An 18,615-nucleotide genomic window follows, 5' to 3' on the forward strand; every position below is an offset into this window, starting at 1 on the left:
TCAGCACCCCAGGTCGACACCGTGCGCGCGCATGAACGGCGCCGGGTCGATCTGGTTCCACATGCCCTGGTGCACCTCGAAGTGCAGGTGCGGGCCGGTGGCATCGCCCGTGGCGCCCTCGTAGCCGATCACCTGGCCGGCCTTGACCTTCTGCCCGACGCTTACCGCGATGCGGCCCTGGTGGGCGTAGTGGGTCAGGTAGCCGTTGCCGTGGTCGATGAAGACGGAGTTGCCGTACCCGTCGGCGGCGTCACCGGCCTGGGTGACGGTGCCTGCGGCCGCGGCGCGGATGGGGGTGCCCGAGGGCAGCGCCAGGTCGATCCCGGCGTGCAGGGTGCCCCAGCGCTCTCCGAAGCAGGAGGTGACCGAGGCGCCCGGCATCGGGTCGACCCAGGCGGCAGTTGGCCTGGTGGTCTTCTTCGGCTTGGGCTTCGGCTTCGCGGTGGCCGTCTTCGTCGGTGTCGGGCTCGCGCTTGCCGTCGACGGGCTCACGGTCGGGCTGGCGGACGGGGAGGCCGGCGCACTCGACTCGCGGGCCGAGCGGTCGGCCCGACTGGCGGCATCGGCCCGGGACTGGGCGTCGAGCGAGACGGCGGTGGGCGCCGGCCGGTCGGGCCCGGAGGTGGCGACGGTGACCCCGCCCAGGCCGAGGGCGACCAGCGCGGCCGCGCCGAGCACGATGAGGCGGTTCCGTCGGCGGCCACGTCGCGGCTGCTCGACGGTGGTGTCGGGGGTGTTCTCGTTCTGGACGGGGCTGTCTTCCTGCACGGCGGACCTTCACAGTCGAGGGGCACTTGACCTCGAAATACTGGTGTCGGGCCGAGCCGGACGACCGCCCGGGACCGGGCGTCGGGATCGGGGGCCGCAGGCTCGCTGACCGGGTATGCGCCGGTCTGAAGCGGTCCGTCCGGAAAAGTGATCATGTGTTGCCGTGCCGTCGGTCACAGTCCGTCCTGTGATCCAGCAGACATGTGTCGGACGGGGACAACGAAAAACCGCCCGGATCGGCAGATCCGGGCGGTCAACGATCAGTACGCAGCGTCAGGATCCCGATACGTCGTTGTAGATTGCCTCGATTTGCGTCTTGATGTCCACTCCGCGGTCAAACAGGTACGGAACGGGGTCGATAGGCGCGCCCTTGACATGCAGCTCAAGGTGCAGGTGGGTGCCGTAGGCGTGGCCGGTCTGGCCCACCAGACCCAGCTGGTCGCCCGCCTTGACCTGCTGGCCCTCCTTGACGCTGAGCGCGGAGGAGTGGCCGTAGATGGCCTCGCTGCCGTCGCTGTGCTGGACGATCACCGCGTAGCCGTAGCCGCCGAACCAGCCGGCCTTGGTGACCAGCCCGTCGTGGACCGCCACGTACGGCGTGCCCTCGGGAACGACCAGGTCGACGCCTGTGTGCAGCTTGCCCCACCGCACCCCGTAGGGGGAGTTGAAGTCGTAGCCCTGCAGCGGCAGCATCCAGACCTCGGGCTCGGCCGCTACCTTGGTGCGGCTGTCCCGAGAGGGGCGCTCGGCGTTGTCCGCGCGGGCCGCCACGTCCTGACTGGTGATCGACGCCTGCTTGAGCTCGTCGAGCACCGTCGGGCTGACGTCCTTGGCGTCCGGCAGGGCCGACGCGCCCAGCGCGACGATGCCCGCGCCGACGAAGGCGGTGGTGACGACGGCCGCGTAACGACTACGCGGTGGGGTGGGTACGCGGCGGCGACCGCGATATCGATCGGGCTCAGACGACAGGCGCTGGCGCACGCACACCCTCCGTTGTCGGGGTTCCGAGGCGGCCAGTGGACGTCCGTGAAGCTCAGGTGAACGTCTGCCGACCGCGTCGTCACCCGTCCATGGACCTGATGACAACCGTGGACACGTTAGCCAACCACCAGGCGAGCCACAAGCCAGAGCGCCGAATTGGCGTGTCGATCTGTCCGTTTGCGTCCAAGATTGTCATGCATCGCGCCGTCGAACGGTGCCCCCGTAACCACCCGTTCGTCGCCGAGCGTGACCGATCCGGCGGAGTCGTCCGGCTTGACGCCGCGACCCGGGTGGGGAGGTGCCGCAGGCGATGCCCCGACGTCGGGGGAATGTCGGACGTGTTTCCGGCCCGGATTTCCCGGTGTCGGTCGGGCGGGTTACCGTTCGTTCAGGTGAAGGCCGTGGAGCCGGTGAAAGGTGTGCGCTGATGAGCTCTCGTATTCGGGTCGTCGTCGCGAAGCCCGGTCTGGACGGCCACGACCGTGGCGCGAAGGTCGTCGCACGTGCACTGCGCGACGCGGGGATGGAGGTCGTCTACACCGGCCTGCACCAGACGCCCGAGCAGATCGTGGAGACGGCCATCCAGGAGGACGCCGACGCCGTCGGTCTCTCCGTACTGTCCGGCGCGCACATGACGCTCTTCCGTCGCGTGCTCGAGCTGCTGGGTGAGCGGGACGCCCGCGACATCGTCGTGTTCGGTGGCGGCATCATCCCCAACGGCGACATCCCCGAGTTGGAGAAGCTGGGCGTCGCGAAGATCTTCACGCCGGGCGCCACCACGCAGGCGATCGTCGAGTGGGTCCGGCAGAACGTGGCGCAGCCGGTCGCCTGAGGCGCCGGTCTGCCGCGCTTACCTGATTTTGGGCACGGGGGAGGGGCCGGACGCACCCCTCACACGTCCGGCCCCTCTATGCACGATGCCCCGCCGCCACCCCTCGACCGACAGGGCATCGGCCGTATCCCGTCTTTGCGCTGCTCAGCGCGCCGACACCTGACTCAACGACGCCCCGACGGGCGGGTTACGGACCCCCGGCAACATCGCCCGGACGATTGATGCCGGCCGCGACGCGGCCGAAATCAGCCGCAGTCGGCACCCGGTTGTGCATTACCGCACACCGTGCACCCGCTCGGTTGCCGGCCGTGCCCACCTCGCTAGGCTGCCGCCAATGGCCTGTTTCAACTGATGACAGGCGTCAAACTGTTTTCTGAACGCTGGTGGCGGCGCGACGGCGCGCCGCGGAGACGGGACGGGACGCGCAATCGTGGACCTGTACGAGTACCAGGGGCGGGACCTGTTCGAGCGGCACGGCTTGCCCGTGCTGGCCGGCGGCGTCGCCACTACCCCGGAAGAGGCCCGTGCGATCGCCGAACGCCTCGGCGGTCGCGTGGTCGTCAAGGCGCAGGTGAAGGTCGGCGGCCGAGGTAAGGCCGGCGGCGTCAAGCTGGCCGAGGGCGCCGAGGAGACGGTGGCCCGCGCCACCGACATCCTCGGCATGGACATCAAGGGTCACACCGTCCACAAGGTCATGATCACCGTGACCGCCGACGTGGCCGAGGAGTACTACTTCTCGTACCTGCTCGACCGAGCGAACCGCACCTTCCTCTGCATCGCCAGCGTGGCCGGCGGTATGGACATCGAGCAGGTCGCCGCCGACACCCCGGACCGGGTCGTGAAGGCGCCGATCGACGCCAACACCGGCGTCGACGAGGCCAAGGCGCGGGAGATCGTCACCGCCGCCGGCTTCCCGGCCGAGGTCGCCGACCAGGTCGTCGAGGTGGCCGTCGGCCTGTGGCAGGCGTTCGTCGCCGAGGACGCCACCCTGGTCGAGGTCAACCCCCTCGCGAAGAACGGGGACGGGCGGCTGCTGCTGCTCGACGCCAAGATCACCCTGGACGAGAACGCCGCGTTCCGGCACCCGGACCACGAGGCCCTGGTCGACCAGGCCGCCGTGGACCCGCTGGAGCAGGCCGCCAAGGCCAAGGACCTCAACTACGTCAAGCTCGACGGCGAGGTCGGCATCATCGGCAACGGCGCGGGTCTGGTCATGTCGACCCTCGACGTCGTCGCGTACGCCGGTGAGCGGCACGGCAACGTCAAGCCGGCCAACTTCCTCGACATCGGCGGCGGCGCGAGCGCCGCGGTGATGGCGAACGGGCTGGAGATCGTGCTCTCCGACCCGGCAGTGAAGAGCGTCTTCGTCAACGTCTTCGGCGGCATCACCGCCTGCGACGAGGTCGCCAACGGCATCATCCAGGCGCTCGCCCTGCTGGAGCAGCGCGGCGAGAAGGTCACCAAGCCTCTCGTCGTCCGGCTCGACGGCAACAACGCCGAAGCCGGCCGGGCGATCCTGGACGGCGCGAACAACCCGCTCGTACAGCGGGTGGACACCATGGACGGCGCGGCCGAGCGGGCCGCCGAGCTGGCAGCTGCGGGGGTCTGATCATGGCTATCTGGCTGACCAAGGACTCGAAGGTCATCGTTCAGGGGATGACCGGCTCCGAGGGCTCCAAGCACACCCGGCGGATGCTCGCCGCCGGCACCAACGTCGTCGGCGGCGTCAACCCGCGCAAGGCGGGCCAGAAGGTCGACTTCGACGGCACCGAGCTGCCGGTCTTCGCGTCCGTGGCGGAAGCCATGGCCGAGACCGGGGCCGACGTCACTGTCATCTTCGTACCGCCGCAGTTCACCAAGGCCGCCGTGGTCGAGGCGATCGACGCCGCGATTCCGCTGGCCGTGGTGATCACCGAGGGCGTGCCGGTGCACGACACCGCCGCGTTCTGGGCGTACAACCTCGCGCAGGGCGAGCGGACCCGGATCATCGGGCCGAACTGCCCCGGCATCGCCTCGCCGGGCGCCTCCAACGCCGGCATCATCCCGGCCGACATCACCGGCGCCGGCCGGATCGGCCTGGTCAGCAAGAGCGGCACGCTGACCTACCAGATGATGTACGAGCTGCGCGACATCGGCTTCTCCACCTGCGTCGGCATCGGCGGCGACCCGATCATCGGGACCACGCACATCGACGCCCTCAAGGCGTTCGAGGCCGACCCGGAGACCGACGCCATCGTGATGATCGGTGAGATCGGTGGCGACGCCGAGGAGCGGGCCGCCGAGTTCATCAAGGGCAACGTCACCAAGCCGGTGGTCGGCTACATCGCCGGCTTCACCGCGCCTCCCGGCAAGACCATGGGGCACGCCGGGGCGATCATCTCCGGCTCGGCCGGCACCGCCGAGGCGAAGCAGGCGGCGCTCGAAGCCGTCGGCGTCAAGGTCGGCAAGACGCCGACCGAGACCGCGAAGCTGATGCGGGAGATCATGTCCGGCAGCTGAGCCGGCACGACAACAGCGAAGGGGTCGACCAGAACTGGTCGGCCCCTTCGTCGTACCGCCGGGTCAGTCGTTGTTCCAGAACGGGTAGTTGCCGGTGAGACGCAGGATCGAGCCGCCGATGATGTTGATCACGCCGAACACGATGGCGAGGTACCCGAGGACCGGCGACTGGCCGTTGCGCCGCGCGTCGCGCAGCGACAGGTAGCCGAAGATGATGCCCAGGATGCCGCAACAGATCAGGCCCAGGACGATGCCCAGCACGCCCCAGAGCGTGGTGCGGTCGCGTCCCCTGGCCGGCGGGGGTGGCGGGTATGCGGACGTCACGGCTACCTCCGGGCGGTCGTGGGCGGGCGGGCCGACCCGGGCCGCGATCGGCGAATGAGCACCGGTTGCCGGCGACGGCCACCCTCTCTGGCCCGACGCTAGACCCGACGGGGCCACCCCGACCCCGGTTCGCCCAACTCGCCGCCGTCGGGGGCGGGTTAACGGACTGCCACCGCCCGCGCGACGTGCCAGAGTAGAGCGGATGTCCCCCGTCACCCCTGACCCACCCCGCCGTGCCGGCGGCGTACGCGCCGACGACCGGCCGGTCGACCGCGCCGCGCCGCGCCGGCGGGTGCCCGCACCGCGCGCCGGTGAGTCGCCGCGTGGGCGCGCGCCACTGCCCGTCGCCGCCGGGGTGGCAGCCGTCGGGGCGGCCCTCACGTCGTACCTGCCGGTAGCCATCGTGCTCGGCCTGGTTCAGCTCGGCGCGGATTCCACCACGCTGGGCGGCACTCTGCGCACCGCGCTGGCCGGTTGGCTGGTGGGGCACGGCGTGCCGCTGCACACCGAGGCGGGCCCGTTCGGGCTCGCCCCGCTGGCGCTTACCGTCCTCGCGATCTGGCGACTGACCCGGGCCGGCGTGCACGTGAGCCGCGCGATAGGCGCCCGCGACACCCGCTCACCGCGCCGCGCGCTGCTCGCCGCCGGAGCGGTAGGCCTGCTGTACGCGCTGCTCGGCGCGCTCGCCGCGGTGCTGATCGGTGCGGGCGGGCCGCAGGTGTCCCCGGTGCGGGCGGCGGCCACGTTCGCGGTGGTCGGCACGCTCGGCGCACTGGTCGGCGCGATCCGGGTCACCGCCGTGACCCGGCTGCTCGTCACCCGGATACCCGGCCCGCTGCGCGACGGCGTACGCACCGGGCTGGTGGCCGCGCTCCTCCTGCTCGGGGCGGGCGCCGGGGCGGCCGGCCTGGCCGTGGCCACCGGTGGCGGTGACGCGGCGGACATGATCGGCGCGTACCGGACCGGGGTGGCCGGGCAGGCCGGGATCACCCTGGTCAGCACGGCGTACGCGCCGAACGCCGCAGTGTGGTCGACAAGCTATCTGCTCGGGCCGGGCTTCGCGGTCGGCGTCGACACGGCCGTGCGTACCAGTGAGGTGTCGGTCGGCGCGCTGCCGGCCGTACCGTTGCTCGCCGGCCTGCCGCGCGGCCCGGTCGACGGCCCCGGCGCGCTGCTGCTCGCGGTGCCGGTGCTGGCCGGAATGGTCGCCGGCTGGTTGCTCGCTCGCCGGCTGGCCCGGTCCGACGGGCCGGAGCGCCCGCCGCGGCGCTGGGCGGAGCTGCTGGCGCCGGCGGCGCTGGCCGGGCCGGTGGCCGGCGTGCTGCTCGGCGTCGCCGCCGCGGCCTCCGGTGGGCCGCTCGGCGGAGGGCGGCTGGCGCAGCTCGGCCCGGTGGCCTGGCAGGTCGGCGCCGTGGCGGCCGGTGTCGTCGCGGCCGGCGCGTTGCTCGGCGCCGCCGCCACCCGGGTGCTCGCCCGAAGCCCGCGCCCCGCCCCGACACCGCCGGTCCGCCCCGGCGCCTGACCACCCGCCGTCACGACGGCCAACGGCGAACAGCGGCCCGGCGAACAGCGGCCCGGCCGTCGGCGGGCCTTGTCGACAGTGGTGCGGAGACGGCGCGGGGCGCCCCGGACGGATCCGGAGCGCCCCGTCGAAAGCAGGGTCTGTCAGGGCTCGGTCGGCAGGCTGAAGGTCCCGACGATGTTCAGGACGAGCAGCAGGATGCCCAGGCCGACACCGACCGCGCCGCAGATCAGGCCGGCCTTGGCCTGGCCGGCGTTGCTGGCCTGGCCCTGGGCGACCTTCTGCTTGGCGAGGTAACCGGTCACCACGCCCGCGATGCCGACTGGAATGCCCAGGAAGACGCAGCAGACCAGCGGGATCGACGCGATGCCGAGGATCATCGACACCAGGCCCAGGGTGTTGTTCTGGCCCTGCTGCTGCGGGTAGCCGGCGTTCGGGTACGTCGGGGCGCCGTAGGGTTGCTGCTGGCCGTACGGGGCCTGCGGGGCGCCGTACGGGTCCTGCGGCTGCTGGCCGTACGGGGCGCCGGGCTGCTGGCCGTACGGCGCGGCCGGCGGCTGACCGTAGGGCTGACCCGAGGTGGGCTGGCCGTAGGGCTGACCCGAGGTGGGCTGCTGGCCGTACGGGGCGGCCGGCGGCGGGGCGTACGGGTCGTGCGGCGGCTGGGGTGCGGTCGGGTCCTGGTTGGGCTGCTGGCCGTACGGGTCCTGACCGGGGTTGCCGGGCTGCATTCGAAAAGCTCCTTGGACTGGTTCCGTCAGTTGCTGCTGTTGTTCCCATCCATGATCGCGGTCAGACCTCCCCAGGCACAGCACAGCAGCGCGGCGACATACCGCGCAATACTGCTGATGGCCGCTCATTTCGTCCGCCGGTAACTGTCACAGATCGGCGAACCGCCCAACCGAGGGACGTCCTGACCTGCCCGATAGGGTGGCCCGGTGACCGAGCCCGCGTCTGTCGCCCGCATCGTCGTTCTCATCTCCGGCTCCGGGAGCAACCTGCAGGCCCTGCTGGACGCCGCAGTCGACCCCGCGTACGGCGCGCAGGTCGTCGCGGTGGGCGCGGACCGCGACGGCATCGCGGGCCTGGACCGGGCCGACGCGGCGGGGGTGCCGACGTTCGTCGAGCGGGTCCGCGACCACGACACGCGGGAGGACTGGGACGTCGCGCTCACCGCGCACGTGGCCAAGCACCAACCCGACCTGGTCATCTCCGCAGGCTTCCTCAAACTGGTCGGCCCGCACTTCCTCGCCGCCTTCGGCGACCGCTACCTGAACACCCACAACACCCTGCTGCCGGCGTTCCCCGGCATCCACGGCCCGCGTGACGCCCTCGCCTACGGCGTGAAGCTCACCGGGGCAACGCTCTTCTTCGTCGACGCCGGCATGGACACCGGGCCGATCGTGGCGCAGGTCGCGGTGCCGGTGCTCGACGACGACGACGTCGACGCGCTCACCGAGCGCATCAAGGAAGCCGAGCGCCGCCAGCTCGTCGAGCAGGTCGGCCGCCTGGTCCGCCAAGGCTGGACCATCACCGGAAGGAAGGTCACGGTTCCGTGAGTCCCACTCAGGACGGGCGCCGCCCGATTCGGCGGGCGCTGGTCAGCGTCTACGACAAGACCGGGCTGGTCGAGCTGGCCCAGGCCCTGCACGCGGCCGGTGTGGAGATCGTGTCCACCGGCAGCACGGCGGGCACGATCGCCGCCGCCGGGGTTCCGGTGACGCCTGTGGAGACGGTGACCGGCTTCCCCGAGGTGCTCGACGGCCGGGTGAAGACCCTGCACCCGAAGGTGCACGCAGGTCTCCTCGCGGACCTGCGCAAGGACACCCACGTGGCACAGCTCGACGAGCTGGGCGTGGCCGCGTTCGACCTGCTGGTCTCCAACCTCTACCCGTTCCAGGCGACAGTCGCCTCCGGCGCCGGCGTCGAGGAGTGCGTGGAGCAGATCGACATCGGTGGCCCGGCCATGGTGCGGGCCGCCGCCAAGAACCACGCCTCGGTCGCGGTCCTCACCGACCCGGCCGCGTACCCGGCGCTGCTCGGCGCGCTCGACGAGGGTGGCTTCACGCTGGCCCAGCGTCGCGCGCTGGCCGCCCGCGCGTTCGCCGACATCGCCGAGTACGACGTCGCGGTGGCCCAGTGGTGTGCCCGGGAGCTGGCGCCTGCCGACGACTCCTGGCCGACGTTCGTCGGGTCCGCCCTGCGCAAGTCGACTGTGCTGCGCTACGGGGAGAACCCGCACCAGCCGGCCGCGCTCTACACCGACCCGGACGCCCCGGCGGGGCTGGCCCAGGCCGAGCAGTTGCACGGCAAGGAGATGTCGTACAACAACTACGTCGACGCCGACGCCGCCTGGCGGGCCGCGAACGACTTCGCCGATCAGCCGGCCGTGGCGATCATCAAGCACGCGAACCCGTGCGGGATCGCGGTGGGCTCGGACGTCGCCGAGGCGCACCGCAAGGCGCACGCCTGCGACCCGGTGTCTGCGTACGGGGGTGTCATCGCGGTCAACCGGCCGGTCTCGGTCGAGCTGGCCCGGCAGGTCGCCGACATCTTCACCGAGGTGGTGGTCGCCCCCGGCTTCGACGAGGGCGCGGTCGAGGTGTTGCAGGGCAAGAAGAACGTCCGGCTGCTGCGGGCGCCGGCCTGGACGCCGGCGCTTGTGGAGCTGCGGTCGGTGACCGGTGGGGTGCTGGCCCAGGTCGCCGACCGGGTGGACGCCCCCGGCGACGACCCGGCGAACTGGCAGTTGGCGACAGGTGAGGCCGCCGACGAGGAGCTGCTGCGCGACCTCGCGTTCGCCTGGCGGGCCGTCCGCGCGGTGAAGAGCAACGCGATCCTGCTCGCCAAGGACGGCGCCACCGTCGGGGTCGGCATGGGTCAGGTCAACCGGGTCGACTCGGCGCAGCTAGCGGTCACCCGCGCCGGCGCCGACCGTGCGCGGGGCTCGGTCGCGGCCTCCGACGCGTTCTTCCCGTTCGCCGACGGGCCGCAGATCCTCATCGACGCGGGCGTCCGTGCCATCGTCCAGCCCGGCGGCTCGATCCGCGACGAAGAGGTGATCGAAGCGGCCCGAAAGGCAAACGTAACGATGTACCTGACGAAAACCCGCCACTTCTTCCACTGACCACAGACCCCGTCGATCATGAAGTTATTGCCCCGACACGCCGATGTGCGGGGCAATAACTTCATGATCGACGGCCTGGGGCCGGCCGGGCCGGGCCGGGGTCAGGCCGTTGGGGTGGGGCGGAGTTCGGCGAAGTGGCAGGCGGAGGGGTGGGGGTCTGCCGCTCTCGGGACCGTCTGGGGATCTTGGGTGGCGCAGATGTCCTGGGCCTTCCAGCAGCGGGTCCGGAAGTGGCAGCCGCTCGGGGGGTCGGCCGGGCTGGGCACGTCGCCGACCAGCCGGATCATGTTGCGCTGGTCGCGTACCTCCGGGTCCGGCACCGGCACGGCCGACAGCAGCGCCTGGGTATACGGGTGGGTGGCACGCTCGTAGATCTCGTCCTCGGTGCCGATCTCGACGATCCGACCGAGGTACATGACCGCCACCCGGTCGGCGATGTGCCGGACCACGGACAGGTCGTGCGCGATGAAGATGTACGACAGCCCGAACTCGTCCTGAAGCTGCTCCAGCAGGTTGATCACCTGGGCCTGGATGGAGACGTCCAGGGCCGAGACGGGCTCGTCGCAGACGATCACCTCGGGTCGCAGCGCGAGCGCGCGGGCGATGCCGATGCGCTGACGCTGACCGCCGGAGAACTGGTGCGGGTACCTGTTGATGTGCTCCGGGTTGAGCCCGACCACGTCCAGCAACTCCTGGACCCGCCTGGCCTTGCTGCCCTTCGGCGCGGCGTCCGGGTGGATCTCGAACGGCTCGCCGATGATGTCGCCGACAGTCATCCGGGGGTTCAGCGAGGTGTACGGGTCCTGCATGACCATCTGCATGTTGCGGCGCAGCCGGCGTAGCTCCGACCCGGAGGCCTTGAACAGGTCCTTGCCCTCCAGGGTGGCCCGCCCGGAGGTAGGCGTCTCCAACCGCATCAGCAGGCGGGCGAGTGTCGACTTGCCGCAGCCGGACTCGCCGACCACGCCCAGCGTCTCGCCCCGGCGCAGCTCGAAGCTCACGCCGTCGACGGCCTTGACCGCGCCGATCTGCCGCCGGAACAGCACGCCCTGACTGATCGGGAAGTGCTTCACCAGGTTGTCGACGGAGAGGATGGTCTCGCCCCGGACCTTGGTGGAGCTAGCGGGCGCTGTCATCACGAACCTCCTGCGCGAAGTGGCAAGCGCTGGTCCGGCCGTCGCCGAGGACCAGGTCGTGCGGCACCACGTCCACGCAGACCTGCTGGACGTACGGGCACCGGGGGTGGAACGGGCAGCCGGAGGGGATGCGCATCAGGTTCGGCGGCAAACCCTTGATCGTCGACAGTTCCTGGCCGCGGACGTCCATCCGCGGGATCGACTCCAACAACCCCTTGGTGTACGGGTGGGCAGGCGCCCGGTAGAGCGAGCGGACGTCGGCGTGCTCGACGATCCGGCCCGCGTACATGACGGCGATCCGGTCCGCGACGCCGGCGACGACACCCAGGTCGTGGGTGATGAGGATCATCGCCATGTTGAGGTCCCGGCGCAGGTCGGCCAGCAGGTCCATGATCTGGGCCTGCACGGTGACGTCGAGCGCGGTGGTGGGCTCGTCGGCGATCAGCACCTTCGGGTCCAGCGCCAGCGCCATGGCGATCATGACGCGCTGCCGCATGCCGCCGGAGAACTGGTGCGGATAGTCGCCGATCCGCTTGGCGGCCCCCGGAATCTTGACCAGGTCCATCAGCTCGACGGCCCGCCGACGGGCGTCACCCCGGGACATGCCGGAGCGCTGGCGCAGCGTCTCGCCGATCTGCCAACCGACCGGGAAGACCGGGTTCAGCGCGGAGAGCGCGTCCTGGAAGATCATCGCGATCTCCTTGCCGCGGACCTGCCGGCGCTGCTCCTCGGACGCCGTGAGCAGGTCCTGACCCCGGTAGAGGATCTGGCCGGAGCGGACGAACGCGGGCGGCGTGTCCAGGATGCCCATGATCGCCTGCGCGGTGACCGACTTGCCGGAGCCGGACTCGCCGAGCACCGCGAGGGTCTCACCGGCGTCCAGGTGGTACGACACGCCGTTGATGACCCGGGCCACGCCCTCGTTGGTCCGGAACTCGACGTGCAGGTCCCGCAGTTCCAGCAGGTGGCCGCCCTCGGGCGTGGCGGAGGCGGGCGTCGGATCAACGGTCATGGCTGTGCCTGCCTTTCGCTCGCGACTGCGGGACTCGCTTCACTCACTCCTCGCGCTCTCACGGGGGATCACCGCAGCTTCGGGTCGAAGGCGTCACGGATCGCGTCGCCGAGCATGATGAACGCCAGCACGGTCAGCGCGAGGAAGGCCGACGGGACGATCAGCGGCGTGGCCGCCTCCCGCATGTGGATGCGGCCGGTGTCGATGTCCTGACCCCACGAGATGGTCGGCGCCTTGAGGCCGATGCCCAGGAAGGAGAGCGTCGCCTCGGCGGCGATGAACGAGCCGAGCGCGATGGTCAGCACGACGATGGCCGGGGCGAGCGAGTTCGGCAGGATGTGCCGCCACATGATCCGGCCGTTGCCGGCGCCGAGCATCCGGGCCGCCGCCACGTAGTCCTGCTCCTTGGCGGTGATCACCGAGGAGCGCACCACCCGGGCGGCGGTGGTCCAGCCCAGGATGGCCAGCACGAAGATCACCGCGGCGATGCGCGCGTTGTCGCTGTCGCTGGACACGCGCTTGAGCAGCACGATCGCGGCCAGCAGCAGCGGGATGCCGAGCACCACGTCGATCACCCGGGAGAGCACCGCGTCGACCCAGTGGCCGAAGTACCCGGCCAGCATGCCGACGACAAGCGCGATGATGCCGGTGCCGAGCGCGGCGAGCGCGCCGACCAGCAGCGAGGCCCGCGTGCCGTAGACCGCCCGGGAGTACGTGTCGCAGCCCTGGAAGTCGTACCCGAAGATGGCCCCGCCGGACGGCCCGGCGTGCTGCCGGGACAGCAGGCAGTCGTTCGGGCTGTTGGCGGTGAACACACCGGGGGCCAGCGCCATCGCGGTGAAGATGACGACAAGTGCCAGCGAGATCCAGAAGATCGGGTTGCGGCGCAGGTCACGCCAGGCGTCGCCGGCCAGGCTGCGCGGCTTGTTCGCGGCGCCTACCTGGTTGGGCGTGCCCGGCTCACCCGAGGGGCCACGCCGGGCGGCCTGGTTCTCGCTGGCCGCCACCGTTTCGAAGTCACTCATGCCGGCACCTCGCTGCGCTCGGCGCCGGCATGAGAGCCCAGGCACGCTGCGCTGATGATTCGTTCGCTGCGCTCACTCATAGCGGATCCTCGGGTCGAGTACGGCGTACAGGACGTCCACCACCAGGTTCGAGACCAGGTAGACCACGACGAGCACGCTGACGATGCCCACCACCAGGGGGCCGTCCTCGGTGCGGATGCCGCGGAAGAGGTTGAAGCCCACGCCGGGGATGTTGAAGACGCCCTCGGTGATGATCGCGCCGCTCATCAGGTTGCCCAGCTCCACACCGAGGAAGGTGACCACCGGGATGAGCGAGTTGCGCAGCACGTGGACGGTGACGATGCGGCGCTTGACCAGGCCCTTGGACCGCGCGGTCCGGACGTAGTCGGCGCGCAGGTTCTCGGCCACCGAGGTACGGGTCAGCCGCAGCGCGGTCGCCAGCGACAGCGAGCCGAGCACGATGCCCGGCAGCAGCAGCGCGTAGAACGTCGGCTGGGATCCGGCGGTGGGCGGGAAGAGCTGCCACTTGACGCCCAGGAAGTACTGGGCGAGCGGCGCCAGCACGATGGTCGGGATGCCCAGCACCAGCAGGGTCAGCACCAGCGTCGAGTTGTCGAAGATGCTGGCCCGGCGGATGCCGGCGACCACGCCGGCGCTGACTCCGAAGATGATCGCCACGGCGAGCGCGATGAGCGCGAGCTTGAGGGTGACCGGCCAGGCCGCCTGCAGGATGTCACCGATCTGACGGCCGGTCAGGGACTGGCCGAGGTCGCCCTGGAGCAGGCTCTTGACGTAGTCGAAGTAGCGGTAGAAGAAGCCGCCGACGCCTGTCGCGTCGAGGTGGTACTTCTCCGTCAGGTAGGCCCGCTGGGCCGCGGTCACCGGTCGTTCGCCCGCGAGGGCCTGAATGGGGTCGCCCTGGCCGGCGAACATCAGCGCGTAGACGATCAGGGTGGTCCCGAAGAACGCCAGGACCATCTGCAGTAGGCGCCGCAAGATGTAGCGGAACATGCTTAGCAGTCTCTCCGGAAATATGCGAAAGGGTCGCAGGACGGCATCTCTGGTCGTACCCGAAATATCCGAGACGTGCCGTCCGGCCCGGGGGAGGCCGGCGCTACCGGCGGCCCGGCCCAGGTGCGGGCCCGCGCCGGATAGCGCGGTCCGGGCCACCCGGGCGTCGTAGCCCGGGTGACCCGCAACCGTTGGTCAGCTCAGCTGGCCGCTTCGATCTTGACGAGGTTGACCCGCTGGAACAGGTCCATCTGCACGTTCTTGACCTTGGACGAGTGGCCGAACACGTTCTCGCCGAAGCGGAGCGGGATCACCGGCATCTCCTTGGCCAGGATGTCCTCCGCCTGCTGGTACTTGGCGATCGCCTCGTCCTGCGTCTTGGCGGCGGAACCCTCCTTGACGAGCTTGTCGAACTCCGGGTTGCTGTAGCCGTAGTAGTTCGACGAGCCGTTGGTGCTGTACAGCGGGCCGAGGTAGTCCTCCATGGTCGGGTAGTCCATGACCCAACCCATCCGGAACGCACCCACAGGCGTCTTCTTCTCGACCTTGGTCAGCAGGTCGGCGAACTTCGGCTCGGCGACACCGACGGCGTCGACACCCAGGTTGGCCTTGAGCTGGTTGACCGTGGCGTCGACCCAGTCCTTGTGACCGCCGTCGCCGTTGTAGGAGATGACGATCTTCTTCGGGCCGCCGGCGGCCTGGTAGAGCTTCTTGGCCTCGGTCGGGTTGAACTCGCCCGCCTTGCCCGCGGTGTTCTCCCGGTAGCCCGGCAGGACCGGCGAGACGAAGGAGCGCGCCGACTGCTGCGAGCCCTTGAAGACCGACTTGGTGATCTCGTCACGGTCGATCGCCATCGAGATGGCCTTGCGCACGTCCGGGTTGGCGTAGTCCTTGTCGAACGTCGGGAACGCCAGGAACTGGAACGACGACATCGGGCTGGTCTGGTACCGGTCGCCCAGGTCGGTCGGCGCGGTGCTCAGGCTCTCGCTCGGGATCGTCGGCAGCACGTCCAGGTTGTCGGCCAGGACGTCCGCGTAGGCCGCGGTGAGCTGCTGGTAGATCCGGAACTCGATGTTCTGCACCTTGGGCTTCTCGCCCGGGTACGCGTCATAGCGCTCGACATCGATCTTGCTGTCGTGCTGCCAGGTGCCCTTCATCTTGAAGGGGCCCTGCCCGATCGGCGCCTGCTCGTAGGAGTCCTTGAGCACGCCCGGGGCCGAGAACGCGGCCTCCGGCATCGGGTAGAAGGCGGTGTAGCCGAGCATCGTCCGGAAGTCGATGTACGGCTCGGCCAGCGTCACGGTGAAGGTGAGGTCGTCGACCTTCTTCAGGCCGGTCATCTCCTTGGCCTTCGGCTCCTTGCCCTGCAGGTCCGGGTAGCCAGCGATCTTCTCGAAGAAGTAGTTGCTGTCCTGACCGTTGGGGGCGTAAGCGCCGTAGTTCCAGGCGTTGATGTAGTCCTCGGAGGTCACCTTCTGGCCGTTGTGGAAGGTGAAGCCGTCCTTGAGCTTGATCGTCCAGACCTTGTTGTCGGACGAGGTGACCGACTGCGCGGCGACCTCGTACGGCTTGTTCTGGGCGTCGTAGTCGACGAGCGGGCTGAACAGGCCGGTGAGCACCTGCGCGCCGGCCGTCTCGGTGGTGTTGGTGGGAACCAGGTGCTTCGGCTCGCCGATCTGGATGCTGACCGCCGAATTGCCGCTGCCGCCGGATCCGCCATCTCCGCCGCTGCCGCAGGCCGCGAGGCCCAGCGTCACCGCGAGCGGGAGGGCGGTCCAGGCGGCGAGTCTACGAACTCGCATTGAGCCTCCTCATCTCCTCACGCTGCGCAGTCAGGCCCGACGCTGGGTTTACGCTGCGCAACAAGCGGTAACGGTAGGTCGCGATACCGGCCGTCGACAACGACCCGGTTGCGGGTGCGTAACGGTCCGAGGACGCCTTCCTTGTCGGGTGCCGCCGCGCGTGCTACCCCAAACGGGACGGTCGGCACTGAGCTGCACATTCGTCGACGGCGAGGGGGCGGCGTGTGGCTGACTGGGATGGATTCGGCCGCCTCGGACCAGTGGTCCGGTTCCGGCAGACCTTGGGGCGTCCAACCGTTTTTCCGGTGACGAGTTGCACAGATTGTCACGCACAGTGATGAGAGACACGTAACTCATCGTTAGCGTCGACGGCGTGGCGGGGGTCTCGGTGGCCCGCCGCAGCGAGGTCGCCGGATCGGCAGGTGCCGGACATGAGACGATCTGATGGTGACGGCGACGGTTCTGGACGGCAAGGCGACCGCGGCGGAGATCAAGGACGAGCTGCGGATCCGGGTGAAGGCTCTCGCGGAGCGCGGCATCACCCCCGGGCTCGGCACGGTCCTGGTCGGGGCCGATCCGGGCAGCCAGGCGTACGTCAACGGCAAGCACCGTGACTGCGCCGAGGTGGGCATCGCCTCGATCCGCCGGGAACTGCCGGCCGACGCCACGCAGCAGCAGGTGGACGACGTCCTGGCCGAGCTGAACGCCGACCCGGCCTGCCACGGCTACATCGTCCAGCTGCCGTTGCCCGCCCACCTGGACACCCAGCGGGTGCTGGAGCTGATCGACCCGGCCAAGGACGCCGATGGCCTGCACCCGGTCAACCTGGGTCGTCTCGTCCTCGGCTACGACGGTCCGCTGCCCTGCACCCCCCGCGGCATCGTCGAGCTGCTCCGTCGCCACGACGTGGCGCTGCGCGGTGCCACCGTGGCGGTCGTCGGCCGGGGCAACACGGTCGGCCGCCCACTCGGCCTGCTGCTCACCCGCCGCAGCGAGAACGCGACAGTCACCCTGTGCCACACCGGCACGCTCGACCTCGCCTCGCACACGCGGGCCGCCGACATCGTGATCGTCGCGGCCGGCGTACCGGGGCTGCTGACCGCCGACATGATCAACCCGGGCGCGGTGGTCGTGGACGTCGGCATCACCCGGGTCGTCGGCCCGGACGGCAAGGGCCGCTACACCGGCGACGTCGACCCCGAGGTGGCCGAGACGGCAGGCGCGCTGGTGCCGATGCCCGGCGGCGTCGGCCCGATGACCCGCGCCATGCTTCTCACCAACGTCGTGGAGCGCGCCGAGCGGGGCTGACGCGTCGATGCCGTCCCACGAGTGCCGTTCGCGTCCGTCCGGTCATAACTGTCCGCCCCTGGCCGGATCGGTGCCAGGATGGCTGATACGGTCCGGAAAACCGACTGGTATCAGGGAGTGGGACGACCATGGGTAAGAAGGTCACTGTCGTCGGGGCTGGCTTCTACGGCTCCACCACCGCACAGCGCCTGGCCGAGTACGACGTCTTCGACACCGTTGTGATCACCGACATCGTGGAGGGCAAGCCCGCGGGCCTCGCACTCGACCTCAACCAGTCGCGGGCCATCGAGGGCTTCGAGACCACTGTCGTCGGCGTGACCACCGGCCCGAACGGCGAGGGCTACGAGGCCATCGAGGGCTCCGATGTCGTCGTGATCACCGCTGGCCTGGCGCGTAAGCCGGGCATGAGCCGGATGGACCTGCTGGAGACCAACGCCAAGATCGTGCGGCAGGTCTCCGAGAACGTCGCCAAGTACGCCCCGAGCGCCGTCGTCATCGTCGTCTCCAACCCGCTCGACGAGATGACCGCCCTGGCGCAGATCGCCACCCAGTTCCCCAAGAACCGGGTGCTCGGCCAGGCCGGCATGCTCGACACCGCCCGGTTCAGCAACTTCGTCGCCGAGGCGCTCAACGTGCCGGTGGCGTCGGTCCGCACGCTGACCCTGGGCTCGCACGGCGACACGATGGTCCCGGTGCCGTCCAAGAGCACCGTCAACGGCAAGCCGCTGCGCGACGCGATGCCGGCCGAGCAGATCGAGGAACTGGTCGTCAAGACCCGCAACGGTGGCGCCGAGGTGGTCGCGCTGCTCAAGACCGGTTCGGCGTACTACGCCCCGTCCGCCGCGGCCGCCCGGATGGCGAAGGCTGTCGCCGAGGACTCCGGCGACGTCATGCCGGTCTGTGCCTGGGTCGACGGCGAGTACGGCATCTCCGGCGTCTACCTGGGTGTCGAGGCCGAGATCGGCGCCGAGGGTGTTCGTCGGGTCATCGAGACCGACCTGGACGCCGACGAGCGGGCCAGCCTCCTGGCCGCCGCCGAGGCCGTCCGCGCCAAGCAGGGCGACGTAGCCAGCATGTAGTCCCCGAACCACCGCCGTGGGGGGGGGGGGGGGGGGGGGGGGGGGGGCGGCGCCCCCCCCCCCCCCCCCCCCCCCCCCCCCCCCCCCCCCCCCCCCACGACGGGGGATGCGGAAGGTCAGTTCTTGAGGAACATGTTCACGTAGAACGGCTCACCCGCGGAGGCGTCGCCCTCGGCGCCACCGATGTTC

The 18,615-nt window shown here is 70.4% G+C and carries 17 protein-coding genes; 8 read left to right on the forward strand and 9 right to left on the reverse strand.

The genetic code is table 11. The features are described 5' to 3' along the window. Positions 1–768, reverse strand: a complete 768-nt coding sequence (locus ACGFIE_RS29645; RefSeq protein ID WP_393300740.1) for a M23 family metallopeptidase — start codon at positions 766–768, stop codon at positions 1–3. Between the two features lie 273 nt (positions 769–1,041). Next, positions 1,042–1,749, reverse strand: a complete 708-nt coding sequence (locus ACGFIE_RS29650) for a M23 family metallopeptidase (protein ID WP_393300743.1) — start codon at positions 1,747–1,749, stop codon at positions 1,042–1,044. A 427-nt stretch (positions 1,750–2,176) separates the two neighbouring features. Between ACGFIE_RS29650 and ACGFIE_RS29655 the strand changes: the two genes are divergently transcribed. From ACGFIE_RS29655 to sucD, 3 genes are all read left to right on the forward strand, one after another. Continuing rightward, the gene (locus ACGFIE_RS29655) at positions 2,177–2,581 is read left to right on the forward strand and encodes a cobalamin B12-binding domain-containing protein (protein ID WP_203178796.1); all 405 of its coding nucleotides are present in this window, start codon (positions 2,177–2,179) and stop codon (positions 2,579–2,581) included. A 430-nt stretch (positions 2,582–3,011) separates the two neighbouring features. Then, entirely contained in the window at positions 3,012–4,190 is a 1,179-nt protein-coding gene (gene sucC / locus ACGFIE_RS29660; protein WP_007465023.1) for an ADP-forming succinate--CoA ligase subunit beta, read from the forward strand. A gap of 2 nt (positions 4,191–4,192) precedes the next feature. Next, positions 4,193–5,080: a succinate--CoA ligase subunit alpha gene (gene sucD, locus ACGFIE_RS29665; RefSeq protein WP_393300748.1), complete on the forward strand. Its 888-nt coding sequence runs from the start codon at positions 4,193–4,195 to the stop codon at positions 5,078–5,080. A gap of 63 nt (positions 5,081–5,143) precedes the next feature. On the opposite strand, the gene ACGFIE_RS29670 is transcribed toward sucD, so the two are convergent. Further along, positions 5,144–5,404 carry a DUF4190 domain-containing protein gene (locus ACGFIE_RS29670; RefSeq protein ID WP_363680290.1) on the reverse strand — a complete coding sequence of 87 codons (261 nt, stop codon included), beginning with the start codon at positions 5,402–5,404 and terminating at the stop codon, positions 5,144–5,146. 202 nt (positions 5,405–5,606) lie between these two features. Between ACGFIE_RS29670 and ACGFIE_RS29675 the strand changes: the two genes are divergently transcribed. After that, entirely contained in the window at positions 5,607–6,926 is a 1,320-nt protein-coding gene (locus ACGFIE_RS29675) for a DUF6350 family protein (protein WP_393300751.1), read from the forward strand. A gap of 143 nt (positions 6,927–7,069) precedes the next feature. On the opposite strand, the gene ACGFIE_RS29680 is transcribed toward ACGFIE_RS29675, so the two are convergent. Continuing rightward, positions 7,070–7,657: a DUF4190 domain-containing protein gene (locus ACGFIE_RS29680; RefSeq protein WP_344354619.1), complete on the reverse strand. Its 588-nt coding sequence runs from the start codon at positions 7,655–7,657 to the stop codon at positions 7,070–7,072. A 207-nt stretch (positions 7,658–7,864) separates the two neighbouring features. Between ACGFIE_RS29680 and purN the strand changes: the two genes are divergently transcribed. After that, the gene (purN, locus tag ACGFIE_RS29685) at positions 7,865–8,485 is read left to right on the forward strand and encodes a phosphoribosylglycinamide formyltransferase (protein ID WP_393300754.1); all 621 of its coding nucleotides are present in this window, start codon (positions 7,865–7,867) and stop codon (positions 8,483–8,485) included. Next, a complete protein-coding gene (gene purH / locus ACGFIE_RS29690; RefSeq protein ID WP_393300757.1) occupies positions 8,482–10,053 on the forward strand; it encodes a bifunctional phosphoribosylaminoimidazolecarboxamide formyltransferase/IMP cyclohydrolase in 1,572 nt (523 codons plus the stop codon). The genes purN and purH overlap by 4 nt, the downstream gene beginning before the upstream one ends. A 101-nt stretch (positions 10,054–10,154) precedes the next feature. On the opposite strand, the gene ACGFIE_RS29695 is transcribed toward purH, so the two are convergent. From ACGFIE_RS29695 to ACGFIE_RS29715, 5 genes are all read right to left on the reverse strand, one after another. Continuing rightward, positions 10,155–11,189, reverse strand: a complete 1,035-nt coding sequence (locus tag ACGFIE_RS29695; protein WP_393300760.1) for an ABC transporter ATP-binding protein — start codon at positions 11,187–11,189, stop codon at positions 10,155–10,157. Then, on the reverse strand, positions 11,173–12,201 hold the full coding sequence (locus ACGFIE_RS29700) for an ABC transporter ATP-binding protein (protein ID WP_363680280.1): 1,029 nt from the start codon (positions 12,199–12,201) through the stop codon (positions 11,173–11,175). Before ACGFIE_RS29700 ends, ACGFIE_RS29695 begins: the two co-directional genes overlap by 17 nt. A gap of 68 nt (positions 12,202–12,269) precedes the next feature. Continuing rightward, positions 12,270–13,226 (reverse strand): ABC transporter permease, encoded by a 957-nt coding sequence (locus ACGFIE_RS29705; protein ID WP_363680278.1) that lies wholly within the window; start codon positions 13,224–13,226, stop codon positions 12,270–12,272. A gap of 72 nt (positions 13,227–13,298) precedes the next feature. Next, complete coding sequence (locus ACGFIE_RS29710; RefSeq protein ID WP_007465003.1) at positions 13,299–14,237, reverse strand: ABC transporter permease; 939 nt, start codon at positions 14,235–14,237, stop codon at positions 13,299–13,301. 200 nt (positions 14,238–14,437) lie between these two features. Next, on the reverse strand, positions 14,438–16,039 hold the full coding sequence (locus ACGFIE_RS29715; RefSeq protein WP_393300765.1) for an ABC transporter substrate-binding protein: 1,602 nt from the start codon (positions 16,037–16,039) through the stop codon (positions 14,438–14,440). A gap of 447 nt (positions 16,040–16,486) precedes the next feature. Between ACGFIE_RS29715 and ACGFIE_RS29720 the strand changes: the two genes are divergently transcribed. Both ACGFIE_RS29720 and ACGFIE_RS29725 read left to right on the forward strand, forming a co-directional pair. Beyond that, entirely contained in the window at positions 16,487–17,347 is an 861-nt protein-coding gene (locus ACGFIE_RS29720; protein WP_363680273.1) for a bifunctional methylenetetrahydrofolate dehydrogenase/methenyltetrahydrofolate cyclohydrolase, read from the forward strand. A 128-nt stretch (positions 17,348–17,475) separates the two neighbouring features. Then, positions 17,476–18,426: a malate dehydrogenase gene (locus ACGFIE_RS29725; protein ID WP_393300768.1), complete on the forward strand. Its 951-nt coding sequence runs from the start codon at positions 17,476–17,478 to the stop codon at positions 18,424–18,426. The last annotated feature ends 189 nt before the right edge of the window (positions 18,427–18,615 follow it).

The sequence above is a fragment of the Micromonospora sp. NPDC049275 genome, assembly GCF_043197115.1.
Taxonomy (GTDB): Bacteria; Actinomycetota; Actinomycetes; order Mycobacteriales; family Micromonosporaceae; genus Micromonospora.

Bases quoted from the DNA above. Each gene is read 5' to 3' on its own strand.
- ACGFIE_RS29700 (WP_363680280.1), bottom strand. From the start codon at position 12,201: ATGACCGTTGATCCGACGCCCGCCTCCGCCACGCCCGAGGGCGGCCAC.
- ACGFIE_RS29675 (WP_393300751.1), top strand. From the start codon at position 5,607: ATGTCCCCCGTCACCCCTGACCCACCCCGCCGTGCCGGCGGCGTACGC.
- ACGFIE_RS29705 (WP_363680278.1), bottom strand. From the start codon at position 13,226: ATGAGTGACTTCGAAACGGTGGCGGCCAGCGAGAACCAGGCCGCCCGG.
- ACGFIE_RS29680 (WP_344354619.1), bottom strand. From the start codon at position 7,657: ATGCAGCCCGGCAACCCCGGTCAGGACCCGTACGGCCAGCAGCCCAAC.
- ACGFIE_RS29725 (WP_393300768.1), top strand. From the start codon at position 17,476: ATGGGTAAGAAGGTCACTGTCGTCGGGGCTGGCTTCTACGGCTCCACC.
- ACGFIE_RS29655 (WP_203178796.1), top strand. From the start codon at position 2,177: ATGAGCTCTCGTATTCGGGTCGTCGTCGCGAAGCCCGGTCTGGACGGC.
- sucD (WP_393300748.1), top strand. From the start codon at position 4,193: ATGGCTATCTGGCTGACCAAGGACTCGAAGGTCATCGTTCAGGGGATG.
- ACGFIE_RS29715 (WP_393300765.1), bottom strand. From the start codon at position 16,039: ATGCGAGTTCGTAGACTCGCCGCCTGGACCGCCCTCCCGCTCGCGGTG.
- ACGFIE_RS29710 (WP_007465003.1), bottom strand. From the start codon at position 14,237: ATGTTCCGCTACATCTTGCGGCGCCTACTGCAGATGGTCCTGGCGTTC.
- ACGFIE_RS29695 (WP_393300760.1), bottom strand. From the start codon at position 11,189: ATGACAGCGCCCGCTAGCTCCACCAAGGTCCGGGGCGAGACCATCCTC.